The organism is Sphingobacterium phlebotomi, from assembly GCF_008180195.1.
Taxonomy (GTDB): Bacteria; Bacteroidota; Bacteroidia; order Sphingobacteriales; family Sphingobacteriaceae; genus Sphingobacterium; species Sphingobacterium phlebotomi.
Window position 1 is genome coordinate 760,627 of record NZ_VTAV01000001.1, and the last position, 21,623, is coordinate 782,249.

Sequence of the window (21,623 nt, forward strand, 5' to 3'; positions counted from 1 at the left end):
TGTAATGAAGGTATTGGTTTCAAAAACGAAGGCAGACCTTTACATCCGCCTTTGAATTATGCAGAGAACGAACTTCCGCAGCCGCAAGTGCTCGTAGCGTTCGGATTGTTGAACGTAAAACCGCGTGCATCCAGACCGCTTTTGAAATCTATTTCCATACCAGCCAAATAGAGGCCATGCGCCTTATTCATGAAAACACGAAGGCCCGCTATCCTATATTCACTGTCACCGTCTTTCTTTTGGTCAAAACCCAGTATATAACTCATGCCCGAGCAACCTCCTCCTTCTACGCCAACACGCAAGCCGAAATCTGCACCGATTTCCTGTTGGTCGATCAACTTTTTTAGTTCCGCTACAGCGCCTTCAGTCAACGTTACGGGAGCGGTATTTGTTGTGGTTTCTGTACTCATGATGTGTCGTTTAATGTATTTCGCTGTTACAAATTTACATCTTTCTTTTAAAGAAGCTTTTGGAGACTGTCTATTTTTGACAATAATAAAACATTACTAACTTTTTTATGGATTTATATTATCTTTGCAGCAAAATTTAAAAGTTTTTTATCATACTCCTTAACAATAACATAATGGAAAGAGATCAGGTCATTTTTAACCTAATAGCCGATGAGCTAAAGCGTCAAGAAGAAGGCATCGAATTGATCGCTTCAGAAAACTTTGTAAGTAAACAAGTGATGGAAGCCGCCGGTTCGGTTTTAACGAATAAATATGCGGAAGGCTTGCCCGGAAAACGTTACTACGGAGGTTGTGAAGTGGTTGACGAAATTGAAACGATTGCTATCGACCGTGCAAAACAATTATTTGGTGCTGCGTGGGTTAACGTACAGCCTCACTCAGGTGCACAGGCAAATGCGGCGGTTTTCTTGGCGACAATAAAACCAGGCGATAAAATTTTAGGACTTGACCTCTCTCATGGTGGGCACTTAACCCACGGTTCGCCTGCAAACCTGTCCGGTAAAATTTACCAACCGTTATTTTATGGAGTAAAAGAAGACACAGGGCTTATCGACTATGAACAATTAGAAGAAACGGCGTTGCGCGAAAAACCTAAAATGATTATCTGCGGTGCTTCTGCCTACTCTCGCGACTGGGATTACGCCCGTATTCGTAAAGTAGCTGATGAAATAGGAGCACTCGTATTGGCGGATATTTCGCACCCTGCTGGATTAATTGCAAAAGGTCTGTTAAGTGATCCACTTCCACATTGTCATATTGTGACCACAACCACCCACAAAACGTTGCGTGGTCCTCGCGGTGGTATGATTATGGTCGGCCAGGATTTTGAAAATCCTTGGGGAATTAAAACACCGAAAGGAGAAATCCGCACGATAACACAATTGTTGGATTTGGCTGTGTTCCCGGGTACGCAAGGAGGACCTTTGGAACATACCATTGCGGCTAAAGCTATTGCGTATGGAGAAGCATTGGGTGATGAATACTTGGAATATGCTAAACAAGTACAGAAGAATGCGCAAACATTAGCTCAATTCTTTGTTGACCGTGACTACAAGATCATTTCGGGCGGTACAGACAATCATTTGATGTTGGTCGATTTGCGTAATAAGGATATTTCCGGTAAAGAAGCAGAAGCGGTATTGGGCAAAGCCGGCATCACGACGAATAAAAACATGGTTCCATTTGATACACGTTCACCATTCGTCACTTCAGGTGTACGTTTTGGTACAGCAGCTGTTACCACACGCGGTATGAAAGAAAATGACATCATCCAAATCGGTGAATTGATTGATGAAGCGTTGGCAAACCGTGCAAATGACAGTGCTTTAGATGCTATTCACGGAAAAGTGAAAGCTTTGATGGCACAGTTTCCATTATATAAGTAATAGCTATATAATATTAGGTTATAAGGAGAAGGTGAGCATATTTTTGCTCACCTTTTTTATGTATTTTGTTATTTAAAACCGTATATAAGCAAACTATTTCCGTAGCTTATTTGTTATATGTTGGAAAAGTGAAAGATGTGTGAATAAATGTTAAAAAATAATCGTTTAATTTGAATGTTCGTTATTTTTCACTTGCTTTGAGATATGATTAAACAAACGAAAGGACGCCTATAATACACTTTACTCTTTAGAATAAATTCAAACATAAATCTGGGGATTTACTATGAAAAAAATAAAAGAAAAGAGTGACCTTGAGTTGATTCAGGCTTATGTATCGGGGGATGAATCGGGAATAGAGGTGTTGCTAAATAGATATAAGTCGAAAATATATACATCCATCTACTTACAAGTGAAAGACGAATATCTTGCAGAAGATATCTTTCAAGAAACCTTTATAAAGGTTATCAAAACATTGAAATCGGGACGATATAACGAAGAAGGGAAATTTTTACCTTGGGTGGTCCGTATTGCTCAAAATATGGTGATTGACCATTTCCGGAAAGAAAAACGAAATCCAACGGTAGTGAGTAGCGAGGGATATGATATTTTTGGCGTATTGGAATTTGCTGATGATAACGCGGAATTTAAATTAATGACCAATCAGCGCGATGTAGATCTGAGGAAGATTATTCAAAAATTACCCGACGATCAAAAGGAAGTTCTTATCATGCGCCATTTTTGTGATATGAGCTTTAAAGAAATTGCGGAAATCACCGATGTGAGTATTAATACAGCACTTGGCCGGATGCGTTATGCCCTCAATAATTTGCGAAAAATGATTGAGGAGCATAATATGATGCTGAATATGGGATAAATCCTCGTTAGAATTTCGTGTTTTCTACTTCTTCAGCAGTTTCTTCTACTTTTGCTTTCAAGTCTGCTTTAAATGCCAATACAGATTTTGCTAATTCCTCGGAAGAGGTAGCCAAAATCTGAGCGGCTAAAATTCCAGCATTTTTTGCCGCATTCAATGCAACAGTTGCTACGGGAATCCCATTAGGCATTTGTAAAATAGAGAGCACCGAATCCCAACCGTCAATAGAGTTGGTCGATTTTACCGGAACACCGATCACGGGCAAGTGGGTAATAGAAGCAACCATCCCCGGAAGATGGGCAGCGCCGCCAGCGCCTGCAATAATGACTTTCAACCCACGTGTCGCGGCTGATTTTGCATATTCATACATCCGCTCGGGCGTACGATGGGCCGAAACAATAGAAACTTCAAAAGTTACCCCTAACTTTTTCAAAATATCGATAGCATCCTGCATCACGGGAAGGTCGGACTTACTTCCCATGATTATGCCCACTTGTGTACTATTTTCTTGATTCATTTTTAAGCTTTTACCTTTAATGTTTCCTGCACCCACCGTGCATTTTTTATCGCTAACTCGCGGTCGTCATTTACAATGCATACGTGCCCCATTTTGCGAAAAGGTTTCGTGTATTTTTTTCCATATAAATGGACAAACACACCTTCAACGGCAAGTACTTCTTCTACGCCCTCATATTTGGCAAGACCTTCATGCGACGGTTCGCCTAGCAGGTTTATCATTACCGCATTCGTTCTCGCTGTCGTAGCCCCCAACGGTAGATTGAAAATGGCACGTAAATGCTGTGCAAATTGCGACGTCATATTTCCCTCAATGGTATGATGTCCACTGTTGTGTGGACGAGGGGCGAGCTCGTTTACTAAAATCTCACCTTCTTTTGTTAGGAACATTTCAACCGCCAGGAGACCGACAATTTGTAAGTCTTCTACTATTTTCTTCGCTATTTCATCAGCTTGCGTTTGGATCTCAAAGGACAATGTCGATGGTGAAATCAGGAACTCTACCAAGTTAGCATCGGGATTAAACTCCATCTCCACTAGAGGAAAGGTGGATACATCTCCTTTATCATTTCTGGCAACAATTACCGCAATCTCTTTTTCAAAATCCACCAACTCTTCCACCAAAGAAGGCTCTTCAAAAGCATGCTCTATTTCTGCTGTACTATTGATTTTCTTTACACCCTTACCATCGTAGCCGTCCTTGCGAAGCTTCTGCATATAGGGTAATGGGATAACCGTCTCGTATAAATTTTCTTTATTGGAAATAAGCTGAAAAGCTGCTGTCGGAATATCGTTCTGTTTAAAGAATTGTTTTTGCATACCTTTGTCTTGAATCAATCGAATGATTCGGGATTGTGGATATACCACAACACCTTCGTCCTCAAGTTTCTCCAAAGCATCTACATTCACTTTTTCGATTTCGATAGTAATCATGTCCAAATCCTTGCCAAAATTATAGACTGTTTCGAAATCACTCAATGAACCACATTCAAAGCGGTTACATAATTTACGGCAGGGCGCATTTTTATCTGGATCTAGTATATGCACGTTTACGTTGTAATTGATGGCTTCTTGTATGAGCATACGGCCCAACTGACCGCCACCAAGAATCCCTAATTGCAACTCACCATAAAAATCTTTTGCCATAGTGTTTTTAAAAATATATTAAGCGTGTTCAGAAAAATATTGATCTTGTAATATATTCTCTGTTTCTATTTTCTTTTGAAGTTCTAAAAATGCACCTATTAATGCTTCTGGTCTCGGTGGACATCCCTGTACATATACATCGACAGGAATAATTCTATCGACACCTTTCACCACGTGATAACCATGCTGCCAATATGGACCTCCACAGTTCGAACAGGAACCCATTGATATGACATATTTGGGTTCCGGCATCTGCTCGTAGAGTTTCCTTATCCTATCCGCCATTTTAAATGTTACGGTGCCCGCTATGATCATCACATCCGATTGTCTGGGAGAAGGACGGGGAAATACGCCCAATCGGTCCAGATCGTATGTTGACGCCATGGCACCCATCATCTCTATCGCACAACACGCAATTCCAAAACTGACCGGCCACATAGACGATAATCTTGCCCAATTCAGCAAATCGTCCATTTTCGCAATGATTACTCCTCCATTTTGTGCTTGATCCATGCTTTAATCAGTTTGACTTCTTAAATTTTGGCCGGAATCCTAACCCTCCACTGCGCGCGATTTTTGTATCGGTATCGGCTGTTTCCAAAGACACCGTTTCTTTGTAATCACGGATATGATATTTTTTGTTATTCAATTGTTCATATGCCGCTGTGGGAATCCCGACAGAAACGCGCGGTTGTACATGTGCAGGTTTAATCCATGCGATATCACCTCGCTTCCACACATATACCAACCCAACTACTAGAATACCCAAAAACATGCCCATCTCCACTAACGTAAACCACCCCCAGCGCCCATCGGCAGCAACCAATTCCTTACTTCCAAAAACCGTCGCCCAAGGAAATACGAAGATCAATTCCACATCAAACAGTAGAAAGACCAGCGCAATGACATAAAACCGCGGGTTTATCTGCACCCAAGCGTTACCGGTGACTTCCTCGCCACATTCGTATGTACTTAGTTTTTCGGGGTTTGGTTTTTTTGGCGATAGAATTCTTGCCAACAAAATGGTTACGCACACCAATAGGATACCTACTATCGCTATTAATAGTATTTTTCCATATTCCGATAGCTGCGCGGGGTCATCCATAAGGCAAAATTACGAAATATTATTTAAAAAGGTTTGCCGGGCATTTTGGGCATATTACGCATCATCTTGGCAGCCATAGCAGGATTGGACATTTGCTTCATGACTTTGCGCATGTCTGCAAATTGTTTCATAAGCTTGTTCACCTCGTTGATATCTGTTCCTGAACCCTTTGCTATACGCATGCGTCGTTTTGTATCAATCGCATCTGGATTTTCTCGCTCAAAAGGTGTCATGGAGTCGATAATAGCTTCTATCGGTTTAAAAGCATCGTCCTCTATTTCCACGTCTTTAATGGCTTTCCCGACTCCCGGAATCATCCCCATCAAGTCTTTCATATTTCCCATTTTCTTAATCTGTTGAATCTGGGATTTAAAGTCGTTGAAGTCGAATTTATTTTTTCGGATTTTCTTTTGTAACTCCGCGGCTTCTTTTTCGTCAAACTGCTGCTGGGCTCGCTCGACCAAGGAAACTACATCTCCCATGCCTAGGATACGGGACGCCATACGGTCGGGATGGAACACATCAAGGGCTTCCATCTTCTCGCCCGTACCGATAAACTTAATCGGTTTATTGACTACGGATTTGATAGATAACGCTGCTCCACCGCGTGTATCACCATCCAATTTCGTGAGGACAACCCCCGTGAAATCCAGACGGTCGTTGAATGTTTTAGCGGTATTAACGGCATCTTGACCTGTCATGGCATCCACCACAAATAGGATTTCATGCGGTTGTGTCGCCTCCTTTACGGCGGTTATTTCCGTCATCAATGCTTCATCAATGGCTAGCCGTCCCGCCGTATCAATAATGACGATGTTATTTCCGTTGCGCTTGGCTTCTGCTACGCCTTCTTTAGCGATGGCAATGGGATCGTTTGATTCGCGGTTCACATAGACGGGTACACTCACCTGCTCGCCCAACACTTGCAACTGATCTACCGCAGCCGGGCGATAAACGTCACCTGCGACTAATAAAGGCTTTTTACCTTTTTTATCCCGAAGATAGTTTGCCAGCTTGCCGGAGAACGTAGTTTTACCCGCACCGTTCAAGCCGGCTATTAAAATTACCGTGGGATTATGTGCTATATCTAAATCGGTGACTGTTCCTCCCATCAGGGAAGTCAGTTCATCGTTCATGATTTTAGTCAGCAATTGCCCGGGTGAAATGCTGGTGAGTACATTCTGGCCCAACGCTTTTTGCTTTACTTCATCGGTGAATGTTTTGGCTGTTTTATAATTCACATCGGCATCCAACAATGCTTTGCGAATTTCTTTCATCGTCTCCGCGACGTTTATTTCAGTGATATTTCCTTGTCCTTTTAATACTTTAAAGGCTCTATCCAGTTTATCCTGTAAATTCTGAAACATGTTATCTCTCGTCTTAAAATGTGCTAAGTGCCAAAGTTACAAAATAGTGGTGAATTTTATTTCATCCTACGCGGGGAATCCATGATAAAACAAAGAAATGCGACAAAATATATCGCATTTCTTGTTGCATATTATAGCAAGGACACGGAATATGCACTTCGTGTATTAATCTCTTCTTCCAAAAAGAATATATGCGTAATATAATAACGTTACCAAGGCTGATAAGGCGGCTACCACGTATGTCATTGCGGCCCATTTCAAGGCATCTTTCGCTCCATCGTGCTCATCGCGACTATGGGTGATATTTGCGGTTTCCAACCATTTCAAAGCTCTACCCGATGCGTCAAATTCCACCGGTAAGGTCACGAAAGCGAATAGCGTGGTCAGGAATAGTGCTCCTACACCGACTGCGAGTACCCAGGGGTTCCCGCTAAAAGCCATCAGCAAAACACCACCTATTAATACCCAAGATGTCAATCTGGAAGCTATGCTCACAACAGGTACCATTGCGGAGCGGAACTGTAGCCAAGAATAGGCTGTTGCGTGTTGTACGGCGTGGCCACATTCGTGTGCTGCAACAGCAGCGGCAGCTACACTACGACCGTAATAGACTTCGTTGCTCAAGTTGACGGTTTTATTTGCCGGGTTATAGTGGTCCGACAAACCGCCTCCATCAGCTACAAGCACCTTCACGTCATAGATTCCATTTTCATGGAGCATTTTTTGCGCAATCTCCGCACCCGAAAGTCCCGAACTCAAAGGGAATTCTGAATATTTTTTAAACTTGTTCTTAAACCTCGATTGCACAATCCAACTGATAACCGCAATTCCAATAAATATAATCCAATACATAGTCTTTATTTCTTTTTAAATCGTTTCGCTATTTCTCCTAGCTCTACAAACCACATTCCATTTGTTATTCTTCGCCTTGAAGATAATAAAAACGACTCATTTTGTCAGATTAAAAGAAAAAAATTGATATTAATCTGTCATTATTGCTGATGATGGATTCTTGGTTGGTGGGCATAAGGTTCAAATTTTAGCTTAAAAAGAAGGGTGTCACTATTGAGCGCCCTTCTTTTTGTACGTTATTCCGCTATATTTCGAGCGGGGAAATGAATTATTAAGATACTGGCTCTAAGTATTGTGCATAGCAATATCCTTCTTCTCCATCTTTCGTCCGGACAAGCCACCACTGGTCATTTGCACGGCTAACCAAGGTTATGATTTCATCTTTTGCCGCTTTGCCGACAATCGGCTGATCCGTTCCCGGACCTTTGCGGATATTCAGGTTGGAGTTTTGGGTAATAACTTTTACCTGAGTTCCCGCTACCGCTGTAGAGACGTCGATGTCCATCACGACGTCTCCTGAAAGGAAATTAGGGTCGATTTGGTTGTAAATATCCCATAGTTTGTTTTTTATATCAGCATTCGGTGCAGTGCCACGGATCTGTAATACGCTTTCTTGTTCTTCATACTGGAGGTCGTCTATTCCGGATGCTTTCGCTGTGTCCAGCAAAACTTGATATTTATCTAACAGTGCCATATTGCTCAATTTTTAGTTTTCTATTTTACGGTTAACGCTGACATATCTACTTTTTTAGGGTGGAGCGCATCTAGGGCCATTTTCAAGGTTTGCACACGCGCCTGTTCCAATGAACCGGTTACGGTAATTACACCATCTTTGACGTCGGCTTTTACAGTGGGGAAGTCCTTGGTTGCGTCTGTCACTTTACTGATTAGATCCGTGTCATCCGTGCTGGTTTCAATTTGTGGAGTTTCTACTACGATATTGTTAACTACTGATTTGACGTTTTTTTCGTCTGCATTCTTGACTGCTTTTTCCAGTTCCTGTTTTTCAGTATCTGTGCCGACAGTGCCGGAAAGCGTGATTACACCATCTTTCGCATCTACCGATATATCGGAATGTTCGGCTGAAATGGCAGCTTCTACCTTGGTTTTTAAATCCGCGTCGGAAATTTTGGATTTACAGGAAACCGCGGCGCATGCTATGGCTAGCGTCAAGGCAAGTGCGGAAATGATTTTTTTAACTTTCATCATAATGCTTTTTGTTAATTATTAAATTGTACTGCTTGATAAACAGTGTTATCTTAAAAAATGTTTGGAAGAATCCTAAATCATAAGATACTATGAACATGTGCAAAATGAGGGATTGGCGATCATCCTAGATAGAGAGCGGAAAAAGGAAAGCGTATCGCCTTACAATTGCTAAAGCATTACGGCATAATTACGATCATGATCGCAAGATTGGCTTGAAAAGGAAAAGTGAGGGAAGAGGTTACATCAGATAGTTCTTTACTACTAGATCTCTATCGATATTTTTACTTTACCGCCCAAACCCTTTTCGACAATATCAAAGAGTGTTTTTAAGGTTATATTGCCACCATTATTTTCAATTTTTGAAATATATTCACGTTTTTTATCGACCAATATAGCTAGTTCTGACTGTGTAAGATGTCTTTCTTCGCGCGCCTTTCTAAGCAGCAGGCCGATTTTAAAGGATTCAAAATCCCTTTCAAGTTCATCTCTTCTCTCAGTTCCCGTTTTTCCATAAACATGGTCTTTTATATCTTTCCAACTCTTGGTTTCTCTTACTTTCATGATACAAAGGTAATTTAAAAGTTACTTTTAAGCAGGTCTTTACGATAAATCAATAGTAATACTTTTTGTCTAACGCTAGATAAAGCAGAAATTCCACATCCGGACATTTCGGTCATATCCGGACATTTGATACCATTTCAGTCATTTCCGGCCATTTCGGCCAAAGAGATTTGGAGGATGCTTTATGTTTGTGCTGTTCGGTCATCTCGCGAGGAGCTGACAGGCAAATAGCAGCGGTTTCGTTAGGGTTAATTTTTGTCAAATCCTATCAATTTAGATCAAATCGGATCAAAATTTCATTTTGATTCATCGCTGTCCTTACGTTTGTGCTGTTCGATCATCTCGCGAGGAATAAGAACAAGAAACAAGGTAACGGTTAACCAAAACGGAAAGAGCTCGCCGCAGGAGGAGTAGACCGGTGCCGACAAACATTTTTTTAAACTTTTAAATTTATTATTATGGCAATTAAATTCAATGTACAGGAAATCGGCAACCCGCAGGATGCGGCTGCCCCTAAGAAGTTCTATGCACGTCCGGTAAGCAGTGGCGAGATCACTTTAGAAGATTTGGCTTCTGACATTTCCCATGCTTCATCCATCAATGAAGCGGACGTTATGGCTGTTTTGTACAGCTTAGTGCGCGAAATCCCGCGCAACATCTCCCAAGGTTACATCGTTCGGTTGGGCGGGTTAGGTTCTTTTCGCTTAGGTACCGGCAGTATCGGTAGTGAAACGGCAGAAGAGGTAACCAGTGCAAACATCCACCGTAAACGCGTGCTGTTCCAGAATGGAGCGCGTATCAAAAAAGCTATAGCAGATTTAACTTTCAGGAAAAGCGAATAGCACAGGCTTCACAACATCGTTAACGGTTGAGCCGGCGTCTTAGGATGCCGGCTTTTTTTGTGTCCAATGCGCTCAAAATGACCGTGGTTATCTCCAAAAATGAAAGTTTGTTTTTCTAAAATGAAAGTTTGTTTTTGACAAACAACCGTGGTCACTTCCCAAAAGCAAACTTCGAGTCGGAAAAGTTACGATGGTCGGTTTTATAAAAGCTATTTTTGGCTATTCAGAACCTGTCAGCGTTATTTGTGTTTAATTCCGAGTTAATTTTAGCGTCTGTTTCTTTTGTGCTCATGGTATCTTTCCAGCATGCGTCTGGTAAAAGCGGCATCTTTCTGCCAGTCTTCTCCAGGCCCCCATTCGATGACTTCGTTATTTAGGAAATACACCCAGATGGGTCGCCTTTCTACTTTCTCGGTGTATGAGTTTACTTCGCCTGTCATATATTCGTATACCTCGAGCGGCCCGTCTTCGGTGGATTGCGCCATGACTACCATATTGGGCTTTCCGATACGTTTGATAACGGCTTCTTTGGACATGCCCAAACTGATCAAACTCATATCGCCATGTCTCAGCGCGGCGCAGGATGCTAAGAACAAGAGTAGGACTGCAGCAGCATATGTGAATAATTTACGCATAGATTTTTGATTTATAGTTTTCTTGTTTGACCCCGGCCCGTCGAAAAAGATTAATGATTGGTTGAAATGTTTTTTATATTTACTTCGATTCAAAATTCTGATTTGTATGTTAAAAAATATTTGCTTTCTATTGATGTCTGCCCTGTTGTTTGGAAGTTGTTCTGACAAGGATAATAATGTAGTGGTGCCAGACGATGGACCCGATTCAGAAACAGAAAAACAAATCCAAGTGTTGCCCTTAATATTGACGACGGATAAGAGTGGGGGACATATTTATGAGCAGGTGGGGTTTAGCTTACAGGACAGTACCTATACGGGGCCTAACGGAGGATTTGCTATTTTGCTAAATTATGCTGATGATTTGGATTCTTTGATATGGCGGGTAGAAGGAAATGAAGAAAGGGTACATCTTCTGGAAAAAAATGGCACGAGTGATTCTAAATTCACGATCGAATGGGGTCACTATTTTTACTTGCCGGGAAACTATAAGACGCTTTTGCATGGATATAAAGACGGTGAGATTGTTGTTCGCGATTCTGCTGTAACGGAGATTTTTGCAGATGGGGATTTTTTAAATGTAAATTGGGAACAATTGGACCAAAATCTAAACAAGATGGTGGGATATACCAACGAACATATGAAAGACTATTCGTTGCAGGTCTTCACCAGTTTACGAGATGATGTGCTATCATCCCGGCTTAGTGTAAGATTTGATTCGTTTGATTACAGTAGACCTGACGCCGTAGTGGGAGACCGGGAAATCGAACTGCTTGGTTCGTATATCACTGAATTGTATGGAGAAGCAAAATATCACCTAACAGATACCCCCGCTCCTGATGAGTTGTTGAAGCTTTTCAAAACAACATTCAAAGAAGAGCAGGTATTAAAGATATGGCGTGCCGGTAAATCTAATATTGCCCTTATCAAGAGTGAAGACACAGATGTGATTGGGTTTGGATACCAAATCCACGCTGAACCGATATGATCGATTAACTACAACGTGGCCGCATTTGTTCGCGTATATTCGTCTATATAATCTGCACAACTATGTATATTATTTAATATGTATTTGTGAATCATTTAATTTTGTCAGCTATTCGATTTGTTTTAATATTACATTATATTTGAAGTACATATTGACCATATATTATTAATTACATGAAACCCACACGGGAGCCTCTATTACACTTCGAAGATCCCGAATGTACAATTTTTCCCATACTTACTTCTATTAACCTCCTCAAAGAATTATACAGATGAATATACTATACGATCATCAAATATTTTTAGCCCAAGGTTTCGGCGGAATTTCCAGATATTTTTCTACGTTAATGGAAGGTATACGGCATACATCAGATGTGTCGTATAATTTTTCTATGTATGGTAATCATAACTATTTTCAGTCAAGTGAGATGGTGTTAAAACCTGATTATTTTCAAAGAAGACAATTTCGTCGTTATCCACAAAAAATGTCGGAAGCTAATCGAAGCTATATTTTGAAAAAATTGAAGGAAAAAGATATTAGTGTTTTTCACCCTACTTACTACGATCATTACTATTTAGATGTTATTCGTAAACCATTTGTAATAACAATACATGATATGATCTATGAGAAATACGCTGGTTTTTTTTCGCCTGATGATCCCACTCCCTATGAAAAGCGTGTCCTGATTGAACGTGCGGATAAAATAATAGCTATCTCACATAAAACAAAGGAAGATATCCTGTATTATAACAGGATTGACGAAGATAAAATAGATGTGGTATATCATGGAATTGATCTGGACAAAGCAATAACATATGAAGAAAATATGATTCTTCCAGCAGAATATGTCCTTTACGTAGGAAGTCGTTTTGGCTATAAGAATTTTCCATTATTTGTAGAGGCGTTCGGTTACATCTCTACCAAAAAGAAAGACCTTAAATTAGTCGTCGTGGGGGCCGCTTTAGGAAGTGCCGAAAAAGAACTACTATATAGAAATGGTATACTGGATAAAATCTTACAAATGTCGGTCACAGATAGTCAACTCAATACTTTATACAAAAATGCCATCATGCTTGTTTACCCCTCTTTATATGAGGGGTTTGGATTGCCTATCTTAGAGGCCTTTAAAAATGGATGCCCGGTACTATTGAGTCGGGCAAGCTGTTTTCCGGAAATCGCAGGAGATTCTGCTGCCTTTTTTGAGCCAACTTCTGTAGAATCTCTAATTTATGAAATGCTCCGTATCATCGAAGATCCATTTCTTCGGATTTCGTTAATCGACAGAGGTAGAACAAAATTGCAGGAGTACAATGTAGATAAGTGTGTGAAAGGAACTTTATACACCTATCGCAGTGTAATATGATATCTTGTACGAGGAAAGTCTTCCATCTAAATTTTAACTCTCTCGGAAGTCGACAGTTATAAAATGTTATTCATTGAATTTTTTTACCCCTAATGCTTTCAATAGACGAAATCCTTTAGAAGATTGGAGTCTTTTCTGGTTATTTTCTAGCTTTGTTAGCCTGTCTTCTAATTTAAAATACTGTACATAGTCATGGTGGAACAACGAGAATTCTTTTTCGAGAAATGTTTTCCTCTCGGTTTCTATTGTGTCTCTATTTTTTGGGTCGGAGCTCATTCCATCCATATAAAAAATGGAAATAACGTCTGTAATGTGTTTCGTAGAGACTTGTTCTTTAATAATAACTCTGGTGAAAAACACCCAATCAGCTACTATCTTGTAATTCGTTTCATATTTACCGTATTTTTCAAACAGATCTTTTCTAATAAACGTAGATGGATGACCCAAAGACTGATGAAAGAAATACTTAAATGATAGGTTTTCTGGAAAGTAATAGGTGTCAAGAGTTTCGCCATCTTGTTCTACGAATTGTATATCACCATATATTATTGCTTCGGAAATGAGCTTCGGAATCACCGCTTCAATGACGTTATTGCTAAAAAGTAAATCTCCACTATTGAGAAAGAGTAGATAATCTCCAGACGCCTTTTCTATACCCTTATTCATGGCTTCGTAAACACCTGTGTCTTTTTCAGAAATCCAACTATCGACTATAGGAGAATTTTTAATTAATTCCACGCTGCCATCCGTAGAAGCACCATCTATTACTATGTATTCAAATTCTTTATATGTCTGTTTTCTTACTGATTCCAGCGTATTTTTCAAACCTTCGATATTATTGAGGTTTACTGTGATAATACTTAGCTTCATAAGTTAATTTCTCTCCGTCGTAAGATTTATTTGATCAAGAATCAAATATAGTACTATTTTTAAAAATCCATTATTTATCGATATGCGATCTGTTGAAGTATTCATTTTTGGTGAAAGCGTATATTTTTTTATATATATAAACATGTTTTACCAGTCTTGCATGGTTGGTAAGTCTCTTCCATTTTCTTAGACGATTACGCCAGTTCAATTGATTTGCGGCATTTAGTAAATGGTCAACCATTTTGTATGCGTTCAGATGCGATACGGCAATATTTCTTAATTTCTCTCCGTCCTCAGGGTTATATTTTTCGAACTCCCTTATTAATTCATTCTCCTGATATTGCCGGTTTAAATAACGTCCGGAACAGTTCTTTTTTACATACTTTGCGAAATTTTCGGGACGTAAATAACCATCGGCCTTGTTTCCATTGTACCCTCGGTTATCGTAAATTAAACTAGGTCGTCCACATGCCATGGCGTCATAAACCGAGCGTCCAATGCCGACGACCATATCGAAGTTATTAATTTCTTGCTCGATATTGGTAGTTGGGTTTTTGTGTTTATTATAGGCTTTGAAACGTAGCCCTTTTTTGTTACAGATAGCCTGTAGCTTATTGTTAGCTTTTTCGCTTTGGCATAGAGACAATACGCTTGTAAGCTTTTTATTTATTGGATTTAAAGGTCTTTTTATTTTTATATCAATTCCATTCAACACCACTTCGTTGGGATACCCTAATTTTGTTAAATGATCCGCTATTTCTTGAGAAATAGCAATATGGTAATCTGCCAGGGGAGAGGGTTGTTCTGGTTCTAGTATCGTACCATGGCAAATCTGAATAATGGGTGCTAGGCCGAAGAGTTCTTTAACAGTAGTGTTATGGGTAGCAAAAATTAGATCATATTTCTTCTGATTCATGAAAGGAATTTGCAGTTCTTCCTCTATTTTTTTCGAAATCAATCCCTTGTTGAAGGTAAAGTATTCTACCTCAAAACTTTCCGATGTTGCAAAGGCTTTGATTAAATCAAAGGTGTACAATTCTGCTCCGCCTACACGTACTAGATCATTTACAGCTATTAGAATTTTTTTTTGTTTTGCTTCCATTGCTTTTGAATTTTGATGCAATACAGTTTTCACTCTCTACTAAGAATAAACAACAATTATAGTACCAGTGAATTTGATGGATTCGATCATCCTATATCTGTGTATATATACGAAAGTGTTTGGAAATATGCTACACTTATGAACCCATTATCAAAAAGAGAAGGCAATCCCTGTACTGGTAATCTCAAGTATTCATCCTTTTTTTGCATTTTTGTATATGCAGAAGATAAAAAAATCAATAGTTACTTGATAATTTTGAAAAAAGAAAAGTAGAGTAACTTCAGCAAATATTGTTATATCAATCTGCGATTAACGTTTAACAAACAGTTTTTTATTACGGTCACATGTCAAAAAAAAAACTTCTATTAATTTCTCCGTCAAGTTTTAATTTATACCAGCTTATTTTAAGGAATTTGGAATATTTGGGATACGAAGTGGTACATATTGAAGATCAGGGATACAAGTTCCAGTATACTTCACTATTACAACGTATCTATAACTTTATCCGTAAGGTATTTTTAAATGATAGATATTACAAAGAAAAATTGAAGAAGGCGTATATCTCTATAAAACAGAGAGAGATTCTTTACGCTTGTGACTCTTTTGATATAGCATTAGTGCTCAGAGCTGATTATTTTAAGCCGGACATCATTAGCCTTGCACGTCAGAAAGCTAAGCAAATGATTAGTTTCCATTTTGATGGTATTTCACGAGACCCAAATGTATTGGAGTATGTGCATTTTTTTGACCAATTTTATGTATTCGATAAAGATGATCTCAAAAAGTATCCCTCCTATAACTTACTGTATTCTCCAAATTTTTACCTAGACTATCCAGGACTTCTGAAAGATTCGTATGATAGGCATTATAATGTGTATTATGTAAGTACTTTTCATGAAAGTAGAGTACAAGATTTAATTGCTATACATCAATATATGACAGCGCATTATTCCAAGGTTAAATTCGTTGTTGTTTGCTCACAAGATTATGATTCTAAGCCGCCTGATTATGTAGTTGAGAATATGGAAATACGCAAGGAGACGGTTTCGTTTGACGAACAATTACAACATGTTGCGAATGCCGATATAATCCTTGATTTGGTTATTTCTGATCATAAAGGGTTTTCATTTAGAATATTAGAGGGGATTAAGTTTGGTAAAAAAGTAATCACTACTAATCCTAAGGTAATTGAAGCAGATTTTTTTCATCCTAGCAATTTCTTTATTTTAACAGATGATAATTATGATGATATAGCTGCATTTTTAAATACTCCTTATTCTAATATTGATCCTAAAATAATAGAAAAGTATAGTTTCTCATCATGGCTCCAAAGCAAAATAAAACGTCTTTAAAAGAAACTTCGAGAAGCAAACTGTTGAATTTAAAAAATAAATTAGATTTTATTTTATGCATTTTTGTATATGGCAAGTATTAAAACACCCTTAGTCAGTATTGTTATTCCTTGCTACAATGGAGCTTCGACGATACTGGAAGCTGTTCAGTCAGCTTTAGATCAAAGTTATAAAAATATTGAAATCGTTGTTGTAGATGATGGCTCAACGGATAATTCTCGTATAATAGTAGAAAAAATTATACTTTCAGAACCTAAAGTTTCTTTACATACTCAGGAAAATAGAGGGCTGTCAGCAGCGCGGAATTTTGGCTTGCATCAAGTAAAAGGAGAATATGTGGTGTTTTTGGATGCCGATGATAAGTTAAAAGAAACCTATCTTTCATTGGCGTTAGCTTATTATTTAGAAAATCCTGATACCACTATTGTTTACAGTAATATGGAATTATTTGAAAGAGAGACTGGATTATTTCCATTGGATGCTTTTGAAATAAAGTCCTTTTTGCGGCAGAACTGTATTCCTGCATTTGCTATGGTACGGGTAAAGCAAATTAGAGCTATTGGAGGATTTGATGAATCAGTCACTTTGTGTGAGGATTGGGAGTGTTGGATGCATCTATTAAAAGTTTTCGGAGGAAGCGTTCATCGGATAGAGGAACCTCAGTATTTTTATCGGAAGCGTATCACCAATGATTCCATCTTGGATAGATATAAAGAGAATACTGAAAAACTTAAAAAGGTGAGGGTATATGTGTTTTCTAAGCATCAAGAATTCTATGACGAGCACAACATGGACTTAGAAAGCTTTTATCAAATGGAAGATAAGCTGAAAAAGCTTACTAAAAAATATTACAATACTTGGTATAGAAGATATTTCTATAAGTGGTTTAAACCTCAAAAATATAGTTCTGTTTATATTAAATAATCAATTTTTATTTAATTAGTTGACGCTTATTTAATAATTTGTCAATCAGTATTGTCAACCTACCCCTAATAGGGTGTTTTTTTACAAGCTCTCGGGACAAATCATAGTATGTTCTGGTAAGATCGTCTAAAACGTTTTTCATTAATGGATTCTCTTTTGCTTTCAAGAGTCGATTGTATTTTAAACTAATCTTTTTTATCCTTCTCTTAATGGTTGAAAAACTTAAATCTTGAAGTGGCGAAAAATTCCAGTACAAATTATTTCGTGAACTTGCAGTATTTGGGTACGAGATAATCCCCACTTGTTGTTGATTATGTATTCTATAATAAAAAAGTTTTTCATTTATACTATCGAAACAATTCTCATGGCTCGATATTAGTGCAATCCATTCATCATGATGAAAGTCCTCCATCAACGGTATCGGTAGGATGTGTTGAATATAATCTTTTTTAATAGCCATCGAAGCACCCGTTGCGATATTTCCTCCGTAACACATACTTGCAAAATAGTTTATATTCCCATCTCTTTCTTTTAGAATTTTTGGGACATCCCATACTGTTAACGCGTCCACAACTTTACCATCTTCGTCTATAAGATGTCCATTAGAACATAATACCTTTGTGTTAGGTGATTTTTCGAAATAAGAAATGTATCTCTCTACTTTCTGTGGTGCCCATATATCGTCATGATCACTTAGAAATACAATATCGCCAGTGCAGACCTTTAACACCTGTTCGAAGTTCTTAACGCTTTTTAAATTTTTGACATTTTTTTTAACATGAAAAAGAAACGGATATTTGCGTTGGTAGTCCTGCAAAATTTGCCAAGTATTGTCTGAAGAACGATCATCATATACAATTATCTCATCTACTTTTCTTGTTTGCGTGACGATAGAGTCTAACTGCTTATGAAGGTGTTGCTCTCCATTATATGTACATAATCCAACGGATATTTTCATGATAAGCGTTAATTTAACCTCTTTTACACATTAATCATACGCAAATTGAAAAAGGTAATAACCTGATAATATGAATCTAATTGGGTAAATTTATCGGCATATGTTGCGGTAAATCCAACATATATGCTGCCCAATTTGAGAAGCTATACTTTTGTTTAATATCCTCAGGGAGTACCTGATAGGGTATGTCAATAAATTGTTTCAATTCTGCTAAGCTTTGTTCATTCCAAATCAAAATGTTCTCAGGGCGATAGAAGTCATATTTGATAACATGGGGATTAGTTGTGATTACTTTTTTATCATAACCTATGCCTTCGAAGATACGAAAGGATAGTCCATTATGTATAGGATTTTGAATATCGAGAAGAATATGAGCATTAATAACATCAGTTAAGTTTTCTTCATAAGGAACTAAAGTAGATATTGGTGTGAGCCCCTTACCTTGGACTAGCTGGATAATCCTTTCGTTATTAGTAGCTATTTTAATATTTCTATCTACGTTTAAGTCTTTAAGCTTGTTGTCAATATCTTTTACGATATCGATACGGCCGTCCAAATAGCTACCTATATAGTATAACGTGTCGTTACCGGAAGGTATAGAAGTTGACAAAAAGTCAAAATAGAAATTGGTTGTCGGAAGTGTTGTGTTGGATTTTAAGTCAGTTGCGTCAAAAACGAAAAATCTATCCATTAAATGTAGATATTGATATATCGCAGGATACCGGTCAAGTCCATCCCATTGGTAACCGACGAGCATACCGCACTTTTCTTTTACCAATTGGACAATTTCAAGAGGGAAAAGATCTGGGCGGATAAACAGTGCATAATCTGTGTGTTCAATAGATTTTAATTGCTCGGTAAGCCTTTCTTTGTTGTTTTTGACGAAAAGCTTACGTTTAAAATCTTTGTCGCCTAAAAATGTCTTTCTAAACAAGTTCTGTAGTCTCTGAAAGAGATTTTTGTACTTGAAATGTTCCGAAGCAGGTACTGTAATTAATGAAACGTTAAAACCTTCACTTTCAAAGTTTTTTTTAAAAGCTGAAGGAAATCCTACGTGCTCAGGGATAGCTAAAATTAAACTTTTGCGCATGTTTAGAGGTGAAAAATTTTACTAATATACAAAAAATCTACACCCTCGACCCACCAATTTCACACTCATAAATCGACGTATCGATAGTCCTTTTAAAACGAGATAAAATCCTCCGTATCTTAGGGTTGTTCATAACATTGTCTGGAGATTCCTCGTCGAAGAAAGAAAGCACATACTTCACTTTTTCTTTACCCACGAATACGCCTAACGATAGCTGTTCGCGAATAGGGTTTTTGTATTTGCGCTTTTTCTTGCGGCTCTCAAACTTCAGTTCAAATTCCGTTTTGGAATCAATTTGGTGAGCAGGGAAATATTCTCCAATATAGCGCTCATATTTGCTATAGAAGGAACCAATAAAGCCCTCTTCTGTGTTCCATGGTTTTAGCTCCCCTACAAAATGCAGGATTTTGGGCTGAAATTCTTCTAATAAAGGTATAGTTGTATCGATAAGCTGGTAATTATATAAAAAAGATAGTGATCCGATTTCGTTGTACAGTACGGTATTGATCAATGTTTGATCATGGCGTAAAAGCTTTTGTCTATTTTGCTTCGCATATTCCATCATTTGTTCCAAATAGTCTATCGCAAGCAAACGTTTGGTGTTAAATAGAATGACACCCGCGTTTCTGTACTGATGCTTTAAGGCGATATAGCGATTTAGGTAGGCATTGTGAAAATTAAAGCCTGATTTACGTTCAATCTCCGATATGTCGATAGCCATCATCAATCCCTTTCCGTCTTTATTACTATCTAAAATTTGTGAAATGCAGGGTGCATTTACATAGACATCCGCATCTAGATATAATATCTGCTCATATTGATCTTTAAAAATGCTAGGCAAAAATATCTTGTGATAGGTTGCTGACGAGAGGCGACCAACCGGGAGTTCATTGATAGCCGAGAAATCAACAGTACAATAGCGTATATCTTCATGGATCGATACGGGGATTTTTTCTGTATCAGGTAGACAGATCACGATGTCGAAATCACGTTCTTGCTCTTTTTCCAGTATTTGGCTTGCAACAAAAGAGGCATAAGGTAAAAAGGCATTATCCACACATAACGCCACCGCTCTTCTGTTTTTTGCAGGTTTTGTACTTTGTATAATCTTTGGTAAAGTATATGTCATATAGTCGTGTTTAGTCCTCTTATCTTAATCTAAATTCATTAAAAATGAAGTAGTATTATGCAAAATATATGCCACCTATATTTTACGTTGACGCTGTACTTCGAGCATCTTTGCATACTTCATATAAGAGAAAAACGATTGAATTAACGAAAACGTTACACCATCGATGCCATGAAATACACCTTTTTTTAAAAAATAGGCTTTGAAGAACGCTGTAACACCATGAATCGCCGGTGATAAAGCATTAACTTTTTTTCCTTTTTTTATAAATTCTTCCACCTGCCAATCGGTATATTGGTTTTTTTTGGCAATCAATTGGTGGAAACTATCCCAGGCATAATGCACCAAATGCATGTCGGATTTGTAAATATTGGTGGCGACGACACGTTGATGTACCAGATGAGGAGAGGGGTGGGCTGTTTTTTTATTAAAAAAGCGACAAGCATAATCGGGATACCAATCCGCAAAATTTATTTCCTTGTCTTTTAGGAAGTTTCTTCTTTTAAAGCTATAGGCATCGTAAGGGAGCTGTAGGTATTCTTGTTTTTCGAAGAATGTATAGCAATCATCATCCAGAAACTCATCTGTATCTACATTTAATATCCAATCATGTTGGCAGAATTGGAGTCCAAAGGTTCGCTGGGGGCCATCTCCCAAAAAGGGTTGAGAAATAACGGTTGCTCCTAGCGATGTGGCGATTTCAACGGTTTTGTCCTGACTATGGGAATCAATAATGATGACTTCGTCACAGACTTTTTGTAAACCTTTGATGCATTTTTCAATATATTTATCTTCGTTGAACGTGATGACCAGTCCGCTTACGCCCATATTATTAATCTAAATTCTCTATGTTTCCTCTGTAAAAACTTTATATGTATACAAAGTATA

24 protein-coding genes are annotated in these 21,623 nt (G+C 38.3%); 7 read left to right on the forward strand and 17 right to left on the reverse strand.

Annotated elements, in window-relative coordinates; translation table 11 throughout:
* Window positions 1–56 precede the first annotated feature (56 nt).
* Window positions 57–410 carry a HesB/IscA family protein gene (locus FXV77_RS02765; protein WP_148917683.1) on the reverse strand — a complete coding sequence of 118 codons (354 nt, stop codon included), beginning with the start codon at window positions 408–410 and terminating at the stop codon, window positions 57–59.
* A gap of 173 nt (window positions 411–583) precedes the next feature.
* On the opposite strand from FXV77_RS02765, the gene glyA reads away from it, so the two are divergent.
* A complete protein-coding gene (glyA, locus tag FXV77_RS02770; protein ID WP_148917684.1) occupies window positions 584–1,855 on the forward strand; it encodes a serine hydroxymethyltransferase in 1,272 nt (423 codons plus the stop codon).
* Between the two features lie 283 nt (window positions 1,856–2,138).
* Window positions 2,139–2,729, forward strand: a complete 591-nt coding sequence (locus FXV77_RS02775) for an RNA polymerase sigma factor (RefSeq protein WP_148917685.1) — start codon at window positions 2,139–2,141, stop codon at window positions 2,727–2,729.
* A 7-nt stretch (window positions 2,730–2,736) separates the two neighbouring features.
* Here the strand turns inward: FXV77_RS02775 and purE are convergent, their stop codons facing one another.
* From purE to FXV77_RS02820, 9 genes are all read right to left on the reverse strand, one after another.
* The gene (gene purE / locus FXV77_RS02780; protein ID WP_148917686.1) at window positions 2,737–3,246 is read right to left on the reverse strand and encodes a 5-(carboxyamino)imidazole ribonucleotide mutase; all 510 of its coding nucleotides are present in this window, start codon (window positions 3,244–3,246) and stop codon (window positions 2,737–2,739) included.
* Between the two features lie 2 nt (window positions 3,247–3,248).
* Window positions 3,249–4,391 (reverse strand): 5-(carboxyamino)imidazole ribonucleotide synthase, encoded by a 1,143-nt coding sequence (locus FXV77_RS02785; protein ID WP_148917687.1) that lies wholly within the window; start codon window positions 4,389–4,391, stop codon window positions 3,249–3,251.
* 18 nt (window positions 4,392–4,409) lie between these two features.
* Window positions 4,410–4,904: an NADH-quinone oxidoreductase subunit B gene (locus tag FXV77_RS02790; protein WP_148917688.1), complete on the reverse strand. Its 495-nt coding sequence runs from the start codon at window positions 4,902–4,904 to the stop codon at window positions 4,410–4,412.
* A 7-nt stretch (window positions 4,905–4,911) separates the two neighbouring features.
* Window positions 4,912–5,496, reverse strand: coding sequence for an NADH-quinone oxidoreductase subunit A (locus FXV77_RS02795; protein ID WP_148917689.1), 585 nt, complete (start codon window positions 5,494–5,496; stop codon window positions 4,912–4,914).
* 23 nt (window positions 5,497–5,519) lie between these two features.
* A complete protein-coding gene (gene ffh, locus FXV77_RS02800; protein ID WP_148917690.1) occupies window positions 5,520–6,863 on the reverse strand; it encodes a signal recognition particle protein in 1,344 nt (447 codons plus the stop codon).
* A gap of 165 nt (window positions 6,864–7,028) precedes the next feature.
* A complete protein-coding gene (locus tag FXV77_RS02805; RefSeq protein ID WP_148917691.1) occupies window positions 7,029–7,715 on the reverse strand; it encodes a zinc metallopeptidase in 687 nt (228 codons plus the stop codon).
* Between the two features lie 271 nt (window positions 7,716–7,986).
* Window positions 7,987–8,409: an SH3 domain-containing protein gene (locus tag FXV77_RS02810; RefSeq protein WP_148917692.1), complete on the reverse strand. Its 423-nt coding sequence runs from the start codon at window positions 8,407–8,409 to the stop codon at window positions 7,987–7,989.
* A gap of 20 nt (window positions 8,410–8,429) precedes the next feature.
* Complete coding sequence (locus FXV77_RS02815; RefSeq protein ID WP_246162185.1) at window positions 8,430–8,924, reverse strand: BON domain-containing protein; 495 nt, start codon at window positions 8,922–8,924, stop codon at window positions 8,430–8,432.
* 261 nt (window positions 8,925–9,185) lie between these two features.
* On the reverse strand, window positions 9,186–9,485 hold the full coding sequence (locus tag FXV77_RS02820) for a helix-turn-helix domain-containing protein (RefSeq protein ID WP_148917693.1): 300 nt from the start codon (window positions 9,483–9,485) through the stop codon (window positions 9,186–9,188).
* 458 nt (window positions 9,486–9,943) lie between these two features.
* On the opposite strand from FXV77_RS02820, the gene FXV77_RS02825 reads away from it, so the two are divergent.
* Window positions 9,944–10,327 carry an HU family DNA-binding protein gene (locus FXV77_RS02825; RefSeq protein WP_148917694.1) on the forward strand — a complete coding sequence of 128 codons (384 nt, stop codon included), beginning with the start codon at window positions 9,944–9,946 and terminating at the stop codon, window positions 10,325–10,327.
* 266 nt (window positions 10,328–10,593) lie between these two features.
* Here the strand turns inward: FXV77_RS02825 and FXV77_RS02830 are convergent, their stop codons facing one another.
* Window positions 10,594–10,962 (reverse strand): DUF3192 domain-containing protein, encoded by a 369-nt coding sequence (locus FXV77_RS02830; RefSeq protein ID WP_148917695.1) that lies wholly within the window; start codon window positions 10,960–10,962, stop codon window positions 10,594–10,596.
* Window positions 10,963–11,068: 106 nt separating this feature from the next.
* Here FXV77_RS02830 and FXV77_RS02835 point away from each other — a divergent pair, with 106 nt between their 5' ends.
* On the forward strand, window positions 11,069–11,947 hold the full coding sequence (locus FXV77_RS02835) for a hypothetical protein (protein ID WP_148917696.1): 879 nt from the start codon (window positions 11,069–11,071) through the stop codon (window positions 11,945–11,947).
* 271 nt (window positions 11,948–12,218) lie between these two features.
* Complete coding sequence (locus FXV77_RS02840; protein ID WP_148917697.1) at window positions 12,219–13,310, forward strand: glycosyltransferase family 4 protein; 1,092 nt, start codon at window positions 12,219–12,221, stop codon at window positions 13,308–13,310.
* 66 nt (window positions 13,311–13,376) lie between these two features.
* Here FXV77_RS02840 and FXV77_RS02845 read toward each other — a convergent pair whose 3' ends face one another.
* Together FXV77_RS02845 and FXV77_RS02850 are read right to left on the reverse strand one after the other, a co-directional pair.
* Window positions 13,377–14,180, reverse strand: a complete 804-nt coding sequence (locus tag FXV77_RS02845; protein WP_148917698.1) for a glycosyltransferase family 2 protein — start codon at window positions 14,178–14,180, stop codon at window positions 13,377–13,379.
* Window positions 14,181–14,250: 70 nt separating this feature from the next.
* The gene (locus tag FXV77_RS02850; RefSeq protein ID WP_148917699.1) at window positions 14,251–15,282 is read right to left on the reverse strand and encodes a glycosyltransferase family protein; all 1,032 of its coding nucleotides are present in this window, start codon (window positions 15,280–15,282) and stop codon (window positions 14,251–14,253) included.
* 344 nt (window positions 15,283–15,626) lie between these two features.
* Between FXV77_RS02850 and FXV77_RS02855 the strand changes: the two genes are divergently transcribed.
* On the forward strand, window positions 15,627–16,634 hold the full coding sequence (locus FXV77_RS02855) for a glycosyltransferase family protein (RefSeq protein WP_148917700.1): 1,008 nt from the start codon (window positions 15,627–15,629) through the stop codon (window positions 16,632–16,634).
* 69 nt (window positions 16,635–16,703) lie between these two features.
* On the forward strand, window positions 16,704–17,558 hold the full coding sequence (locus FXV77_RS02860) for a glycosyltransferase family 2 protein (RefSeq protein ID WP_148917701.1): 855 nt from the start codon (window positions 16,704–16,706) through the stop codon (window positions 17,556–17,558).
* Window positions 17,559–17,565: 7 nt separating this feature from the next.
* On the opposite strand, the gene FXV77_RS02865 is transcribed toward FXV77_RS02860, so the two are convergent.
* The 4 genes from FXV77_RS02865 to FXV77_RS02880 all read right to left on the reverse strand — a co-directional run bounded on the left by FXV77_RS02865 (window position 17,566) and on the right by FXV77_RS02880 (window position 21,563).
* Window positions 17,566–18,516, reverse strand: coding sequence for a glycosyltransferase (locus FXV77_RS02865; RefSeq protein ID WP_148917702.1), 951 nt, complete (start codon window positions 18,514–18,516; stop codon window positions 17,566–17,568).
* A 76-nt stretch (window positions 18,517–18,592) separates the two neighbouring features.
* Window positions 18,593–19,606: a hypothetical protein gene (locus FXV77_RS02870; RefSeq protein WP_148917703.1), complete on the reverse strand. Its 1,014-nt coding sequence runs from the start codon at window positions 19,604–19,606 to the stop codon at window positions 18,593–18,595.
* A gap of 37 nt (window positions 19,607–19,643) precedes the next feature.
* A complete protein-coding gene (locus FXV77_RS02875; protein ID WP_148917704.1) occupies window positions 19,644–20,735 on the reverse strand; it encodes a glycosyltransferase family 8 protein in 1,092 nt (363 codons plus the stop codon).
* A gap of 75 nt (window positions 20,736–20,810) precedes the next feature.
* A complete protein-coding gene (locus FXV77_RS02880; protein WP_148917705.1) occupies window positions 20,811–21,563 on the reverse strand; it encodes a glycosyltransferase family 2 protein in 753 nt (250 codons plus the stop codon).
* Window positions 21,564–21,623: the final 60 nt, after the last annotated feature.

Coding starts and splice junctions, on each gene's coding strand:
- FXV77_RS02855 (WP_148917700.1), top strand. CDS start 15,627: ATGTCAAAAAAAAAACTTCTATTAATTTCTCCGTCAAGTTTTAATTTA.
- purE (WP_148917686.1), bottom strand. CDS start 3,246: ATGAATCAAGAAAATAGTACACAAGTGGGCATAATCATGGGAAGTAAG.
- FXV77_RS02825 (WP_148917694.1), top strand. CDS start 9,944: ATGGCAATTAAATTCAATGTACAGGAAATCGGCAACCCGCAGGATGCG.
- FXV77_RS02805 (WP_148917691.1), bottom strand. CDS start 7,715: ATGTATTGGATTATATTTATTGGAATTGCGGTTATCAGTTGGATTGTG.
- FXV77_RS02820 (WP_148917693.1), bottom strand. CDS start 9,485: ATGAAAGTAAGAGAAACCAAGAGTTGGAAAGATATAAAAGACCATGTT.
- FXV77_RS02810 (WP_148917692.1), bottom strand. CDS start 8,409: ATGGCACTGTTAGATAAATATCAAGTTTTGCTGGACACAGCGAAAGCA.
- FXV77_RS02775 (WP_148917685.1), top strand. CDS start 2,139: ATGAAAAAAATAAAAGAAAAGAGTGACCTTGAGTTGATTCAGGCTTAT.
- FXV77_RS02830 (WP_148917695.1), bottom strand. CDS start 10,962: ATGCGTAAATTATTCACATATGCTGCTGCAGTCCTACTCTTGTTCTTA.
- FXV77_RS02790 (WP_148917688.1), bottom strand. CDS start 4,904: ATGGATCAAGCACAAAATGGAGGAGTAATCATTGCGAAAATGGACGAT.
- FXV77_RS02815 (WP_246162185.1), bottom strand. CDS start 8,924: ATGATGAAAGTTAAAAAAATCATTTCCGCACTTGCCTTGACGCTAGCC.
- FXV77_RS02765 (WP_148917683.1), bottom strand. CDS start 410: ATGAGTACAGAAACCACAACAAATACCGCTCCCGTAACGTTGACTGAA.
- FXV77_RS02865 (WP_148917702.1), bottom strand. CDS start 18,516: ATGAAAATATCCGTTGGATTATGTACATATAATGGAGAGCAACACCTT.
- FXV77_RS02835 (WP_148917696.1), top strand. CDS start 11,069: ATGTTAAAAAATATTTGCTTTCTATTGATGTCTGCCCTGTTGTTTGGA.
- ffh (WP_148917690.1), bottom strand. CDS start 6,863: ATGTTTCAGAATTTACAGGATAAACTGGATAGAGCCTTTAAAGTATTA.
- FXV77_RS02870 (WP_148917703.1), bottom strand. CDS start 19,606: ATGCGCAAAAGTTTAATTTTAGCTATCCCTGAGCACGTAGGATTTCCT.
- FXV77_RS02860 (WP_148917701.1), top strand. CDS start 16,704: ATGGCAAGTATTAAAACACCCTTAGTCAGTATTGTTATTCCTTGCTAC.
- FXV77_RS02785 (WP_148917687.1), bottom strand. CDS start 4,391: ATGGCAAAAGATTTTTATGGTGAGTTGCAATTAGGGATTCTTGGTGGC.
- FXV77_RS02795 (WP_148917689.1), bottom strand. CDS start 5,496: ATGGATGACCCCGCGCAGCTATCGGAATATGGAAAAATACTATTAATA.
- FXV77_RS02880 (WP_148917705.1), bottom strand. CDS start 21,563: ATGGGCGTAAGCGGACTGGTCATCACGTTCAACGAAGATAAATATATT.
- glyA (WP_148917684.1), top strand. CDS start 584: ATGGAAAGAGATCAGGTCATTTTTAACCTAATAGCCGATGAGCTAAAG.
- FXV77_RS02845 (WP_148917698.1), bottom strand. CDS start 14,180: ATGAAGCTAAGTATTATCACAGTAAACCTCAATAATATCGAAGGTTTG.
- FXV77_RS02840 (WP_148917697.1), top strand. CDS start 12,219: ATGAATATACTATACGATCATCAAATATTTTTAGCCCAAGGTTTCGGC.
- FXV77_RS02875 (WP_148917704.1), bottom strand. CDS start 20,735: ATGACATATACTTTACCAAAGATTATACAAAGTACAAAACCTGCAAAA.
- FXV77_RS02850 (WP_148917699.1), bottom strand. CDS start 15,282: ATGGAAGCAAAACAAAAAAAAATTCTAATAGCTGTAAATGATCTAGTA.